Source organism: Rhizobium sp. TRM95796 (assembly GCF_025779995.1).
Lineage (GTDB): Bacteria > Pseudomonadota > Alphaproteobacteria > Rhizobiales > Rhizobiaceae > Rhizobium_E.
Genome location: NZ_JAOXHE010000002.1, coordinates 143,760 through 157,883, shown reverse-complemented (window position 1 = coordinate 157,883; position 14,124 = coordinate 143,760). Strand labels below are relative to the sequence as shown.

General features: G+C 61.2%; 14 protein-coding genes. 8 read left to right on the top strand and 6 right to left on the bottom strand.

What is annotated here, in order from left to right; genetic code table 11:
* Nucleotides 1-51: 51 nt before the first annotated feature.
* Both OCK01_RS06850 and OCK01_RS06845 read right to left on the bottom strand, forming a co-directional pair.
* Nucleotides 52-579 (bottom strand): flavodoxin domain-containing protein, encoded by a 528-nt coding sequence (locus OCK01_RS06850; protein WP_182826586.1) that lies wholly within the window; start codon nucleotides 577-579, stop codon nucleotides 52-54.
* A gap of 59 nt (nucleotides 580-638) precedes the next feature.
* Nucleotides 639-1,097 carry a hypothetical protein gene (locus OCK01_RS06845; protein WP_263823468.1) on the bottom strand — a complete coding sequence of 153 codons (459 nt, stop codon included), beginning with the start codon at nucleotides 1,095-1,097 and terminating at the stop codon, nucleotides 639-641.
* A gap of 162 nt (nucleotides 1,098-1,259) precedes the next feature.
* Between OCK01_RS06845 and OCK01_RS06840 the strand changes: the two genes are divergently transcribed.
* The gene (locus OCK01_RS06840) at nucleotides 1,260-2,771 is read left to right on the top strand and encodes an ATP-binding protein (protein WP_263823467.1); all 1,512 of its coding nucleotides are present in this window, start codon (nucleotides 1,260-1,262) and stop codon (nucleotides 2,769-2,771) included.
* 723 nt (nucleotides 2,772-3,494) lie between these two features.
* Here the strand turns inward: OCK01_RS06840 and OCK01_RS06835 are convergent.
* Nucleotides 3,495-4,265 (bottom strand): phosphatase PAP2 family protein, encoded by a 771-nt coding sequence (locus OCK01_RS06835; RefSeq protein ID WP_263823466.1) that lies wholly within the window; start codon nucleotides 4,263-4,265, stop codon nucleotides 3,495-3,497.
* 309 nt (nucleotides 4,266-4,574) lie between these two features.
* Between OCK01_RS06835 and OCK01_RS06830 the strand changes: the two genes are divergently transcribed.
* Nucleotides 4,575-5,234 carry a response regulator transcription factor gene (locus OCK01_RS06830; protein ID WP_263823533.1) on the top strand — a complete coding sequence of 220 codons (660 nt, stop codon included), beginning with the start codon at nucleotides 4,575-4,577 and terminating at the stop codon, nucleotides 5,232-5,234.
* On the top strand, nucleotides 5,231-6,550 hold the full coding sequence (locus OCK01_RS06825; RefSeq protein WP_263823465.1) for an ATP-binding protein: 1,320 nt from the start codon (nucleotides 5,231-5,233) through the stop codon (nucleotides 6,548-6,550). Before OCK01_RS06830 ends, OCK01_RS06825 begins: the two co-directional genes overlap by 4 nt.
* A 119-nt stretch (nucleotides 6,551-6,669) precedes the next feature.
* Here OCK01_RS06825 and OCK01_RS06820 read toward each other — a convergent pair whose 3' ends face one another.
* Nucleotides 6,670-7,653 carry a TerC family protein gene (locus OCK01_RS06820; protein WP_263823464.1) on the bottom strand — a complete coding sequence of 328 codons (984 nt, stop codon included), beginning with the start codon at nucleotides 7,651-7,653 and terminating at the stop codon, nucleotides 6,670-6,672.
* A 372-nt stretch (nucleotides 7,654-8,025) separates the two neighbouring features.
* Here OCK01_RS06820 and rpsD point away from each other — a divergent pair, with 372 nt between their 5' ends.
* From rpsD to OCK01_RS06795, 5 genes are all read left to right on the top strand, one after another.
* Nucleotides 8,026-8,643, top strand: coding sequence for a 30S ribosomal protein S4 (gene rpsD / locus OCK01_RS06815; protein WP_137158161.1), 618 nt, complete (start codon nucleotides 8,026-8,028; stop codon nucleotides 8,641-8,643).
* Between the two features lie 79 nt (nucleotides 8,644-8,722).
* Nucleotides 8,723-8,869: a hypothetical protein gene (locus OCK01_RS06810; RefSeq protein ID WP_182826580.1), complete on the top strand. Its 147-nt coding sequence runs from the start codon at nucleotides 8,723-8,725 to the stop codon at nucleotides 8,867-8,869.
* A 136-nt stretch (nucleotides 8,870-9,005) separates the two neighbouring features.
* On the top strand, nucleotides 9,006-9,806 hold the full coding sequence (ttcA, locus tag OCK01_RS06805) for a tRNA 2-thiocytidine(32) synthetase TtcA (RefSeq protein ID WP_263823532.1): 801 nt from the start codon (nucleotides 9,006-9,008) through the stop codon (nucleotides 9,804-9,806).
* Complete coding sequence (locus OCK01_RS06800) at nucleotides 9,803-10,636, top strand: inositol monophosphatase family protein (RefSeq protein WP_263823463.1); 834 nt, start codon at nucleotides 9,803-9,805, stop codon at nucleotides 10,634-10,636. The genes ttcA and OCK01_RS06800 overlap by 4 nt, the downstream gene beginning before the upstream one ends.
* 94 nt (nucleotides 10,637-10,730) lie before the next feature.
* On the top strand, nucleotides 10,731-11,552 hold the full coding sequence (locus OCK01_RS06795) for an inositol monophosphatase family protein (RefSeq protein ID WP_263823462.1): 822 nt from the start codon (nucleotides 10,731-10,733) through the stop codon (nucleotides 11,550-11,552).
* Nucleotides 11,553-11,584: 32 nt separating this feature from the next.
* Here OCK01_RS06795 and OCK01_RS06790 read toward each other — a convergent pair whose 3' ends face one another.
* On the bottom strand, nucleotides 11,585-12,811 hold the full coding sequence (locus tag OCK01_RS06790; RefSeq protein WP_263823461.1) for a multidrug effflux MFS transporter: 1,227 nt from the start codon (nucleotides 12,809-12,811) through the stop codon (nucleotides 11,585-11,587).
* An 18-nt stretch (nucleotides 12,812-12,829) separates the two neighbouring features.
* Entirely contained in the window at nucleotides 12,830-14,083 is a 1,254-nt protein-coding gene (locus OCK01_RS06785; protein ID WP_263823460.1) for a multidrug effflux MFS transporter, read from the bottom strand.
* Nucleotides 14,084-14,124: the final 41 nt, after the last annotated feature.

The following is a 14,124-nucleotide window of genomic DNA, read 5'->3' as shown; positions in this document are numbered from 1 at the left end:
TCGGGTTTACAGGCGCGATCGCACCAATCGCCCGCGCCGCCGCGCGACCCGTCAGGCGAGGTCGAGGAAGGCGTCGGCGAAGTCGTCGAGCAGACGCCAGTCGGTGAATTCCACGTCCCCGGGTCCGGTCGACGCGCCTTCGGCCTCCGCGATCCGGCGCATCATCCAGCGCTTGAAGAAATCATATTCGGTAAATCGCAGCGCCCCCGCGGCATTGTGGATCGCCTGCGGTCTCCAGCCCGTCTCCGCCTTCAGGGCTTCCGGGAAATTCGCCGCCGCGGCGCGCTCGTCGTCGTGCTCGCTGTGGATGGACAAGGTCACCGAGACCAAGGCCGAGGGCAGGGCGTTGAGCCAGTCCTTCTCGCGATGGACGAAATCGACGAAGGCCGTCGGATAGCGCCCCGCATGGATCGGCGCGGCGAGGATGACGGCGTCGGGCTTTTCGAGCCCGAATTCCTGGGCGGCGCCGACATTCATCAGCGCTGCGGCATGGCCCTTGTCCTCGACATGAGCGGCGATATGTTCGGCGATCTTGCGGGTCTGCCCCTCGATCGAGGCGTAGATGATCATGAGTTTCATGGCGCGTCCTCCGTTTCCGGTAGATTGCGCGCATGCGGCTGCGCCCGCCTTGTGCAGGATCAAGCCGACGCCGGCTCCGTTGCGCTTTCTTTCAGCGTCAGAAGGGCGGCGATGATGTCTCGGGGCGGCAGGCTCAGTCCCGACAGACAGATATCGAGATTACGCATGGCGCCAGGCTCCTTCGCCGGACGGTAGCGCAGGCGAAGATAGGTGATCGTCATTTCCCTGCGCGCGGCGAGTTCGCTCACGTCGCCCCAGGCGAGTCGCTCGCCGCCGCGATAGAACAGGCCAGCGGCGTCCGCGATCAGCGCCGGCTTCTTCCGGTTCAGAAGGCGGCTGAGAACAAACAAGCAGCCCACGAGTGTGAAGATCGAAAAGACGATCGCCGGGACCGGTGTCATCCCACGCTGCAGGGCTTGAAGACTATAGGCGCCGGTTGCGACAACGCCGCCCGCGAGCAGAAAAAGCCAGACGATCAGCAGGCCGGGGCGGTCGTGGAGGACGAGGGGTTTTGTCATGGCGGGCCTCCGGTTGCTCCGCCAGTCATAGCAGCCTGTCGGCGCCAATGGGTATCCTTGCCGGAGGAAAGCGCCGCGCAAAATCTGTGGGGAAGATCGATTTGATTGCCCGCCGGTCAGAATCGTTGCTAGGAGAGGGATTGGCGGACGACGAGGATTGGCATGACGGCAGGCATCGACATGGGAACCGGCGCGGGCGGCACGCGCGCAACGCTCGACCTTGAGGAATTGCTGGCGACCCGCCTTCTGGTGCAGGGCAATTCCGGCTCCGGCAAATCGCATCTGTTGCGCCGACTGCTCGAACAGTCCGCTGGTTGGGTGCAGCAGGTGATCATCGATCCCGAAGGCGATTTCGTCACTTTGGGCGATCGTTACGGCCATGTCGCCATCGAGGGCGACCGCACCGAGGCCGAACTGCTCGGCATCGCCGCCCGCGTGCGCCAGCATCGCGTCTCCTGCGTGCTGTCGCTCGAAGGCCTCGACGCCGAAGACCAGATGCGCAACGCCGCCATCTTCCTCAACGGCATGTTCGACGCCGATCGCGATTTCTGGTATCCGGTGCTGGTCGTGGTCGACGAAGCCCAGCTGTTTGCGCCCGCCGCCGCCGGCGAAGTCAATGACGAGGTCCGCCGCCTGTCTCTCGGCGCGATGACCAATCTGATGTGCCGCGGCCGCAAGCGCGGGCTCGCCGGCGTCATCGCCACCCAGCGTCTGGCCAAGCTCGCCAAGAACGTCGCCGCCGAAGCCTCAAACTTTTTGATGGGCCGCACCTTTCTCGACATCGACATGGCGCGCGCCTCCGACCTGCTCGGTCTGGAGCGACGGCAGGCGGAAATGTTCCGCGACCTGCCGCGCGGCAATTTCGTCGCGCTCGGCCCGGCGCTCAGCCGCAAGCCGCTGAAAGTGGAGATCGGCAAGGTCGAGACCTCGGCGCGCTCCTCCAGCCCCAAGCTGATGCCGCTTCCCGAAGCCAATATCGACGCCGCCGATCTCATTCTGACGCCCGATCCCCAGGAATTGACCCGGCCGATTCCGCGTTATGTGCAGCCTGCGCCGCGCCCCTCCACCGATATTCTCGCCGAACTCTCCAAGGCCCGCGACATCGAGCCGGTGGAGACTCGGGAAGCCCGGCCCAAACGCGCCGAACTGACAGAGGAAGAGCGCGAGCAACTCGTGCAGGCGGCGCTCGAAGACGTTCTGAGCCAGGGCGATTCCGCCTTCCGGCCCGACGCCGAACTGTTTCAGGAATTCCTCGTCCGTTGCCGCATCCGGCGCCTGACCGGCGCCACCGTGGCGTTGCCGGAATTCCGCCAAAGGCTGGCGATCATTCGCTCCGGCGCCGACGAGGAGACGCGCGGCAGCGAGACCTGGGCAAAAGCGCTCCATCTCTCCCGCAGCGTCACCGACGACTTGAAGGCGGTGTTCCTGCTGATCGCCAACGCCGCCATCACCGGCCAGCCCTGTCCGTCCGATCAGGCGATTGCGCGCGCCTATGGCACCCATTCCGCCCGCCGCGCCCGTCGACTTCTCTCCTATTTCGAGGAACAGGGCCTGATCGTGCTGCATCAGGACCGCCTCGGCGCCCGCATCGCCGCCTTCCCCGATCTCGATGCGGAAACGGCGCCGGGCAATCCCGACCAGCTCGAAACGGAGACACGGTCGGCGGCGGAGTGACCGTGATGTCTGGGCGGATGTCGAGGAAAACTTTCGAGCCCGCCTTTCAAAAATAGGTTTCAACGAACCTGGCGGCCGCCATAGGACATGCGTGTCGAGCCCCTATACCTGCGCTTGATCGGTCTCGACCAGATAGTCGTGCGATCTACTCAAGTATCCGTTGCGCCAGTGGCTGAAAATAGATGCTGGCGATCATGCTGGCGCCGAACAAAAGCCCCGCAAGCAAATGTCTTCTCCACGAAGGCCTGTCTCCGGGTCCTTGGCTGGAAGACATGGACGCGCTCGGTGCTTCCCGAAAATCCGGCGGCGGTGCAACCGGGGCTTTGCTTGCTTCCTGCCCGTGATCGCGTTCCCTATTCTGCTGGCCTCTTCGGTCTGGGGCTCGTCGTGTTGATTGTTGATCCATAGTGGTCGCCTCCTGACCTGACATGCGGGTTGGGTGCTAGGACGATTCTCAGCTCATCCGTCTCATTCTGTTGGTCCAAACCGGGATGATCTGCGAGGAAAAGGGCGCAGGTCGTGGCTGACGCTACGGTCAAGTTCTTCGACGACGCGGCCGCCCGGTTTTGACCAACCCTTCGGGCCGGATAAGCTGAGACACGCTCCAGATATGCGGCTGGCCAAATGTCTAATAGGGCTGGCCTTTCGGCTTCCGCCAGAAAGGGGAACGCGTAGCAGAGACTTCGGGACGGCTCCTGATCGCCGTAAGACGGCTTGCCGCCTTCACCCGTCCGGAGCCAGCCCCAATTTTCGGTAGAGCCAAAGCATAAGCCATAGTACGATCAGCCATCCGAGCACGACGTCGGATAGGAAATGAGCGCCAAAAGCGACACGGTTCAGAGCAACGATTATCGATAACGGGACAATCGCCGCTGCGACGACCATTCTGTAGGGGCTGGGCACGTACACCAGGGCTGCGAGAAATGCGGCTGCCGATGCTGCTTCGCCCGACAGGAACGAGCAATTGCGCTCGCACACCGATGCGAATTGCCATGCCGGCGTAAACTCCAACGTCCCGCCAAACTCAATCACATCCCGAGGTCTGGCCCGGGAGAAGAAGTTCTTGAACACCTGAACCGTGATTGCCGATCCCAGAACATAGCTCAATACGACGAACAAGGCGCGTCTTGTCATCAAGCGAAAAGAACGATGAAGTGGTCTCGCCGCGAGAAGAACGATCATGAAGGGCAAGACAATGTAGGGCAGCATGCGGTTGGCGTCGCGGATCCAGAGCAGCAGTGGATTTTCAGACAGATAAAACCGCGTGCCGAAGGTGAAGAACCTCGAAACGCCCATGTCGATTTGTGGAAACATGACGAACAGCATGCTGCAGAGCAGGATCACGATTCCCAGCGCAGCCAGCGGATTCAAGGAGACATAAACGCTCACAGGGTTGCAATGTCGGCGAACCGTTTCGTTGAGGCGCCGGATATAAGAAATCTTCTTGAATGACAGTTGACTGTCGTCCTTCGAGACCGAAGATGAATTTTGCACTGGGAACATCCGCTTAAAAGGGTCCTGGCCTTCACGAAATGTTGCCAGGGGTTGGATTGAAGAAGGCGCTTTCGAGGCCTCTTTTTTTGTCACGGCGTCGACAGGCGGAATGTTTGATTATGTGAAGATTTGTTTCAGGCCGGCCCGAAAAGGCGAGATCTGAAACAAATCTTAATATTCGCGCGGGCCAAAGACCGCCGCCGTCGTGCTACGGAAATCGCAAAGTGTGATGCGGATGGTATAGGGAGCCAGGGCTTGTCGGAGGCTGCTCGAATTCTGATTGTCGAAGACGACGTGGTGATAGCCGCCATGCTGCGCGATAGTCTCAATGAAAGTGGAATGAACGCGGAGATCGCCCAGAACGGCGTTGCAATGTATGCGCGGATGCGGGGATCCGGTTTCGACCTCGTGATCCTCGATGTTATGCTGCCTGGCGAAAATGGGCTCAGTCTGTGTCGGCGTCTTCGGGCTACGACGGACATACCCATCCTTATGCTGACGGCCGTCGATGCGGAAATTGACAGGATCATCGGTCTCGAAATTGGCGCCGACGATTATGTCACGAAACCGTTCAGCTTGCGGGAGCTGATCGCGCGCATACGCGGTCTGCTGCGGCGCGCCGCCTTGCCTTCGTTAAGGGATATGCGGCCAAAGCAACTGCGTTTTGACGGGTGGTTCGTGGACCCCATTCGACGGCAACTCTATGATCCGACCCACGCACGCGTCGGATTGACGACTCATGAGTTCGATATCCTGCTTGCCTTTTGCCGGAACCCGGGCCGCGTTTTGACGCGGGAGGAGCTCCTGGGCGTCACCCATGCTGGTCTGGCCGGTCCGATCGAGCGCAGCATCGATGTTCATATCAGTCGGTTGAGGCAAAAGATCGAGCTTGATTCTCGCGACCCCGTTGTCATCAAAACCGTACGGCTGGGCGGCTACGTGTTCACGGCGAATGTGGAGGAAGTATGAGGCTGAAAAGACTCCTGCCCGGCACCATAAGAGGCCAGATCACGCTGATCATTGTAATGGCGCTGCTCGTTGTCGGCATTGTCGGCAGAGCATTGGAGCAATGGGCCGGAGACGCCGCACCGGACATCGAAGAAATCGCCACGCGCGTCGACATGGTGGCTGAACTGCTCAAAACGGCTTCACCGGGCGCACGCGAAACAATCCTCGCGTCATCGCGCGCCGCCGGCTGGCGTTTTTCGTTGGCGCCCATATCGGTGAGCGAAAGCTTCACCGGACCGCCGGAACTTGAAGGCGCACTGAGCCTGATCATCGATTCGATTTTTCCAACCGACAGCACTCTGCCACCGCTAGTGGGAGGTTGGCGCGCCTTTTGGAAGGGCGAGAGAGTCATCGCCACAAAGGTCGACAGCGCCACGCTTCTTATCCTTCATGGCTTTCCAGACACAATCCTGAACAGTTCTGTCGTGAACGAGGCTCCCTATTACACTGTCGCTATCTTGGTTTTGATCGTGTCATTTTTTCTATTCGCCATTCGGGTGATAACGGAGCCAATCAAACGTATATCGGAAGCCGCCACCCATTCGGACATAAACAGCGCGGAGATTTTCGAAGAACGCGGACCCGCAGAAATCGTCGCGCTCGCCCATGCGCTCAACTTGATGCGAAGCCGGATACAGCTGATGGTTGGAACGAGGACACGAATGCTGCGTGGCATCAGCCACGATCTTCGAACCCCGTTGACCCGGTTGCGGCTTCGCGCCGATCGAATGGAGGAAGGACCGGTGCGCGAGGGCCTGCTATCGGACATCATCCGCATCGACGGTCTCTTGAACGAAGTTCTGAAATATCTGAGGGACGATTACGCGTCTGAACCGATACAGCGCGCGGATGTTGCTAGCCTGCTGCAAACGACTTGCGCTGAGTTCACCGATGTCGGTTACCACGTGCGGTTCGAGGGCCCCAATCGGATGATCATCGACTGCAAGCCACTGGCCATCATGCGCGCGGTCACCAACCTTTGCGACAACAGCGTCAAATTTGCGACCGAGGTCATTGTCGGTTTGCGGGAGTGCAAAACAGGCTGCGAGATAACGGTTATTGATAACGGACCGGGAATTCCTGAACATTTGAGAACACAAATTTTCGAACCGTTCTTCAAGGGGGATGATGCGCGACAGCAGGGTAAGGAGGGGTTCGGCCTCGGGCTTTCGATTGTCGCTGATATTGTTCATGCCCATCACGGCGCCGTATCTCTCGCGAACAACACGCCGAACGGCCTTGTCTTTAGGATCTTTATTCCAGGTCCAGTCGGTTGACCTGAGACCGCGGCGCACATGCTCTCGAAATACACCGCAGCGCCCGTCATGACTGCCAACACTGAAACAGAAAAGCCGCCGCTTTGCAGCGACGGCCTCACAAGCTTCTATCTCCGCGCCTACGCCTTATGTGTCTCTTCGTTGCGCGTCGCCCAGAGCGAGCCGAGGATGCCGGCCGCCAGGATGGCGATGGTGACGCTGAGCGAAACGGCGGGCGGGATCTTGGCGAGGCCGAACATGTCGGCGACGAAGATCTTGGAGCCGACGAACACCAGCACCGCAGCCAGGGCGTATTTCAGATAGGCGAAGCGGTGGATGAGGGCGGCAAGCGCGAAGTAGAGGGCGCGCAGGCCGAGGATCGCGAAGATGTTCGAGGTGTAGACGATATAGGGGTCGGTGGTGATCGCGAAGATCGCCGGGATCGAGTCGACGGCGAACACGAGGTCGGCCAGCTCCACCATGATCAGCGCCAGGAAGAGCGGCGTGATCAGCGTTTTCAGCTTGCCGGTCTTGGGGTCGGTTTCACGGACGATGAAGCTTTCGCCATGCAGCTTGTCGGACACCGGCAGATGTTTGCGCAGGAATTTCAGCGCCGGATTGTTGCCGATATCGTTCTCGTCATGACCGGACGAGAACAGCATTCTGATGCCGGTGATGACCAGGAAGGCCGCGAAGAGATAGAGCACCCAGTGGAAGTTCTCGACGATCGCCGCGCCCGCCGCAATCATGATGCCGCGCAGCACGATCACGCCGAGAATGCCCCAGAGCAGAACCCTGTGCTGATATTCCCGCGGAATGGCGAAATAGGAGAAGATCATCGCGATGATGAAGATGTTGTCCATCGCCAGCGATTTTTCGACCACGAAGCCGGTCAGATATTCGAGAGCCGGCTGCTGGCCCGACTGAAACCAGATCCAGCCGCCGAAGGCGACGCCGATCGTGATGTAGAAGGCGGACATCAGAAGGCTCTCGCGGATGCCGATCTCACGAGAGCCCTTGTGCAGAACGCCCAGGTCGAGAATAAGAAGCCCGAGCACGAGAATGATGAAGACAGCCCACATCCATACGGGCTTGCCGAGAAAGTCGACGAGAAGAAGGTCCATAAGTCAACCTGAGCCGGACGCGGTTGGCTAGGAGGATCCGACATCACGCGCTGTCCGGAAAGCGCGTCAGAGGGGCCCGGCTCCCAATTGCGTTTTGCAAATGGGGCAAGTTCACAAAGTTTTCAAGTCCCTTTGATTGACTTTTCCGGAATCCCCGTCTAGAAGCCGCTCAACTCCGGGCGGAAACGTCCGGTGTTTCGTTTTTGCTGACTTTAAACGGTGGCGAAAATGAGAGCATGTCCCGTGGTTTCTCCGTCTCGCGGCGTGAGAAGCCTGTCGGAGGCCGTCGCAAATGGCGGTTTTCAGAGGAGGGCGTGTTTCCTTAACCATAAAGGCGGGTTCTCTCCGCCGGATAACAAGAAAGGAAATGCGATGAGCAAGCGCGCATCGTCTAAGTACAAAATTGACCGCCGCATGGGCGAGAACATCTGGGGCCGTCCGAAGTCCCCGGTGAACCGTCGCGAATACGGCCCCGGTCAGCACGGCCAGCGCCGCAAGGGCAAGCTTTCGGACTTCGGCGTTCAGCTGAAGGCCAAGCAGAAGCTCAAGGGCTACTACGGCGACATCTCCGAAAAGCAGTTCCGCGCCATCTATGACGAAGCTGCCCGTCGCAAGGGCGACACCCCGGAAAACCTCATCGGTCTGCTGGAATCGCGCCTCGACGCCATCGTCTACCGCGCCAAGTTCGTGCCGACCATCTTCGCGGCCCGTCAGTTCGTCAACCACGGCCACGTGACCGTGAACGGCGTCCGCGTCAACATCGGTTCTTACCGCTGCAAGGCCGGCGACGTGATCGAAGTGCGTGAGCGCTCCAAGCAGCTCGCCATCGTTCTCGAAGCCGTGTCGCTCGCCGAGCGTGACGTTCCGGATTACATCGAAGCCGATCACTCCAAGATGAAGGCCACCTTCGGCCGCGTTCCGGGTCTCGCCGACGTGCCGTATCCGGTCATCATGGAACCGCATCTGGTCATCGAATTCTACTCCCGCTAATTTCTGGCTGGATCGTAGTTTTGGAAAGCCGCTCGCAAGGGCGGCTTTTTTGTTTTCAGCGTCTTTTGGAGACATCGCCATGAGAAAACTGTTGTTCGGTCTCGCTCTTGCGGCGGTGGTCATCGCCGCCGCGCTCAGCCTGTTCACCAGCATCCGCCTGCTCGGCGCGCAGAAGGCGGAGCCGGCGCCGGCCCGGCAGACCCAGCCGTCCAACGCGGCGCAATAAGCAAGCTTTGGCTTGACCCTCCGGCGCAATCCGCTATTGCCTCGGAGAACGAATTCGAGGCGGGACACGATCCATGCTCACCACCAATCCCGATGCGCGAGACGAAGACGACGGCGCATTCGCCGGCGACGCCACGATGGAGGCGCTCTATCGGCATGCGCCGCAATCGGGCAATTTCAACAAGCTCCGCAAGCGCCTCTTGCGCAATGTCCGCCAGGCGATCGACGATTTCGGCATGCTGAACGGCCAGAAACGCTGGCTCGTCTGCCTTTCGGGCGGCAAGGATTCCTATGGCCTGCTGGCGCTCTTGCTGGAACTGCGCTGGCGGGGGCTCCTGCCGGTAGAACTGATGGTCTGCAATCTCGACCAAGGCCAGCCGAATTTCCCCAAGCACATCCTGCCGGACTATCTCGCCAGCCTCGGCGTGCCGCACCGGATCGAATATCGCGACACCTATTCGATCGTGAAGGAGAAGGTGCCGGAAGGCGCGACCTATTGCTCGCTCTGTTCGCGTCTCCGGCGCGGCAATCTCTACCGCATCGCGCGCGAAGAAGGCTGCGACGCCGTCATCCTCGGCCATCACCGCGAGGACATTCTCGAAACCTTCTTCATGAATTTCTTCCATGGCGGGCGCCTCGCCGCCATGCCGCCGAAGCTGATGAATGACGAGGGCGACCTGATGCTGATGCGTCCGCTGGCCTTCTGCGCCGAGGACGAACTCGCCCGCTTCGCCGCCGCCATGCAGTTTCCGATCATCCCCTGCGACCTCTGCGGCTCCCAGGACGGGCTGCAGCGCAATGCGATGAAGGCGATGCTCGCCGACATCGAAACGCGCATGCCCGGCCGCAAGGACACGATGCTCCGCGCGCTCGGACATGTGAACCCGTCTCATCTGATGGACCCCAAGCTGTTCGATTTCGCAGGCCTGACCCGATGACATCCTTTCGCGACCATGATCTCGACCTCATCCGCAACATTCTCATCGAGGCGGGCGAGGCGGAGATCATGCCGCGCTTCCGCGCGCTCGCAGATGGCGACGTCACCGAAAAGAAGTCCTCCATCGATCTCGTCACCGACGCCGATCTGCTGACTGAAAAGCGGGTCACCGAGGCTCTGCTGCGGATCTATCCCGGCGCGCTCGTCGTCGGCGAGGAGGCCTGCGAGCAAAGTCCTCGCCTGATGGATCGTCTCGTCGACGCCGATCTGGCTTTCGTCATCGATCCCGTCGACGGCACCTTCAATTTCTCCGCCGGGTTGCCGGTGTTCGGCACGCTCCTCGCGGTTGTCGAAAAGGGCGAGACGGTCGCCGGCCTCATCCATGATCCGGTCCATGGCGACACGCTGATCGCCGCCCGCGGCGCCGGCGCCGCTGTGCATGGCAAGGGCGACTACAGGCTTCCAGCGAGGGTGATCGCGCCGCGCCCGCTCGACAGCATGGTCGGCACGGTCTCCATCAACGATATCGACCGTGATACCCGCCGTCGCATCGCCGGCAATCTCGCCAAGACCAAGATGGCCTTCGGCTATAACTGCTCGGCCTATGAATATTGGCTGGCCGCCACCGGCAAGGTCGATTTCATCGGTCATTTCAAGCTGATGCCGTGGGATCATCTCGCCGGCGTCCTCATCCATACTGAGGCGGGCGGCTATAGCGCCCATCACGACGGCTCTCCCTACCGCGTCGGACAGTTGGGCGGCGGCATCCTCTCCGCGCCCGATCGCGACAGCTGGGAGATGATCGCCCGGGAGATCCTGCATGCCGGCTGAACCAGTTTCTGGCGCAGGCGTTGAATCGGGATCTGAAGTCGCAGATTCAGTCTCTCAAGCTTTCCTCCCAAGTCTCTGAAAGGAATCGCATTTCATGTCTGTCGTCGATATCGAAGCTCTTGCTCATCTGCTCCGGGAAGCCGCCAAAGCCGAAATCATGCCCCGTTTCCGCAAACTCGGTTCGGGAGACATCCGTATCAAGACCGAAGCGTCGGACCTGGTGACGGAAGGCGACGAAGCCGCGGAACGCTTCATCAAGGCCAGATTGGACAGCGTGCTGCCGGGCGCCTTGTTCGTGGGCGAGGAGAGCGTCGCCACAGAACCCGAACTGCTGCCGAAGCTCGCCGACGCCGATCTGGCGCTGGTGATCGATCCGATCGACGGCACCTTCAACTTCGCCTCGGGCATTCCGCTCTTCGCCGTCATGGCCTCGGTGGTCTCCAAGGGCGAGACGGTCGCCGGCGTTATCTACGACCCGATGGGCGACGACTGGATTCTGGCGGAGAAGGGCGCGGGCGCCTATCAGATCACGCCCGAGGGCGTCCGCACGAAGCTGAAGGTGCGCGAGCCGGCTCCGCTCGCTGAGATGTTCGGAATGGCGTCCACCGGCTTTGTCGGCCCCGAGAAGCGCGCTCAGTTGCTGGCCAACTTCGCCAAGGTCCGCTTCCTGATGAACTACCGTTGCGCCGGCCACGAATATCGCGCCTTCGCCGGCGGCCATGTGCATTATCTGATGTATAACAAACTGATGCCCTGGGACCATCTCGCCGGCACGCTGATCTCGCAGGAAGCGGGCGCCTATGCGGCCCGGCTCGACGGTTCGCCCTATCTGCCCAGCCACACCGAAGGCGGACTGGTGCTGACCACCGACAAGGACACCTGGGACGAATTGAAGCGCGAAATCTTCGACATCTGATCCGGATATACCACGTTACATAGGCGGAGCGGTCAACCCGCTCCGCCGTATTTTTTGCCGACGCCGAACAGGCGGCCTTTCTCCGCCACCAGCACGGCGGCGATGGCGAACAGGCTGAGGCCGAAGAAGCCAGCCGCCACCGGCACGACCGTTCCGTCGTAAAGCGTGCCGATAACGGCGCCGAGCGCAGCCCCGCCGACCGTCTGCATGAAGCCGAACACGGAGGAAGCGGTGCCGGCCACCGCGCCCAGCGGCTCCATGGACAGCGTGTTCATGTTCGAACCGAGCAGGCCGAAAGTAAACATGATGACGGTGAACACGCCGAGAAAGGCGAAGAAGGGCAGGTGGCCGCTATAGCTCAGCGCCAGCCAGACGCCGCTCATGCCCATGAAGAACAGCAGCGCCGAATGGGCGACCCGACGCATGCCGAGCGCGCCGACGATGCGCGAATTGGTGAAGGACGACACCGCCATCATCATCGCCACGAAGCCGAAGGCGAGGGGGAACTTGTCGCCCAGGCCATAGATGTCGACATAAATGGGCTGCGCGGTGTTGATGAAGCCGAATAGGCCGCCCAGAACGAAGGTCGAGGCGATGCCGTAGAAAAAGGCCGAGCGGTTGGAGACGACGAGCCGGAAGCCTTCGAGAATGACGGCGGGCTTCAGCGGCCGGCGATTGTCCGCCGCCAGCGTCTCGTCCATCCGGAAATAGGCCCAGAGCCCGATCACGGCCGCAAGGCCGGACATGAACAGGAAGATCAGCTCCCAATGACCGCTGAACAGCAGCACCTGGCCGACCGACGGCGCAAAGACCGGGATGACCATGAACACCATGAAGATCAGCGACGACACTTCCGCCATCTGCCGTCCTTCGAAACAGTCGCGCACCACCGATTGCGCCACGACGCGCGTTCCGGCGGCGCCGAGCCCCTGAATGAAGCGCAGTGCGAGCAGAACTTCGAAACTCGGGGCGACCACCGCGAGCGCCGCGGCGACGACGTAGACCACGAGGCCATAGATCAGCGGCGCGCGCCGGCCGAACCGGTCCGACAGCGGCCCGAAGAACAGCTGCGCCGAGCCGAAGCCGATCAGATAGGACGTCAGCACGAATTGGCGGTGATTGTCTTCGACGATGTTGAGCGCATCCGCCATCGCCGGCAGCGCCGGCAGCATGATGTCGATCGCCAAGGCGTTCAGCGCCATCAGCGCGGCCATCATGGCGATGAATTCGGCTTTCGATATCTTGGTTTTCGACGTCATGAAAAGTCTCTTGTCATGTCAGGCGGTCGGACGGATGGCGCGGAACAGGCGCCCCTTGCGCGTCCATAGGATGACCAGGCTGGCGATGACGCCGCCCAGTCCGAAGGCCAGCGCCAGAGGCGTCGGCGTGCCGTCATAGGCCTGCCCCACCAGCCCGCCGCCGATCGAGCCGACGGTCATGGTGACGACGCCGTAGAGCGAGGAGGCGACGCCGGCGATATGGCCCTGGGGTTCCAGCGCCATGGCGTTGAAATTGCCCTGTAATACGCCGAAGGCCATCATGCAGATGGACAGGAACAGAAAGCAGACCCAGAACGGCGGCACGGCCGCGAGCGACAGCGCTGACAGCGTCAGGCCCGAGGCGGTGAACAGCAACAATGCGCCATGGGCGACCTGGCGGATGCCGAACATGCGCACCAGCCGGGCGCTGCACAACGCCGCCGCCGCCACGCCGATCGATGATGCCCCGAAAGCCAGGGCGAAGAGCTCGCCCAGCCCGTAGGCCTCGCCATAGACCTGCTGGACCGAGACGACATAGGCGAACAGGCCGACGAACGTCGCCATGCTCGCGATCGCATAGCCGGCTGTGATGCGGTTGGTGGCGATCTGTTTCAGCGCGTCGAAGACATTTTCAAACGAAATCGCGCGTCTGGCGTCGTGCGAAAGCGTTTCCTCCAGCCGAAGATAGGCCCAGGCGAACAGAGCGCTGCCGGCGATCGCATTGAACACGAACACGCCGCGCCAACCGCTGACATACTGGATCGCCTGGCCGATGCTGGGCGCGACGATCGGCACGATCATGAAGGTGGTGAACACGAAGGTCAGCACCCGGCCCATGGATTGGCCCGAAAAACAGTCGCGGATCACTGCCATCACCACGACCTGAAGCGCCGCTGTGCCGACGCCCTGGACCACGCGCATGGCCAGAAGAGTTTCGAAGCTGTTGGAGAATATCGCCGCCACGCTGCCGGCGAGATAGAGCGCCAGGCCGAAGATCAGGAAAGGCCGACGACCGTAGCGATCGGTCAACAGGCCGAAGAACAACTGCGACACCGAAAACGTGACGACATAGACGAGAATGACGAGTTGGCGGCTGTTGGGGTCGGCCACGCCGAATGTCTCGCCGATAGCAGGCAGGGCGGGCAACAGGATATCGATCGACATGGCCGCCACCGCGGCGAGCGACGCGGCGAGCGCGATGAATTCCGCCATGCCCAGTTTGAGCCTGTGGCCGGGCCCGGTGGCCGCCTCAGGCATGATGACGTCATGCATTTCGTAACCTCGGAAATATGCGGGAAGGCGCAAAAAAACGC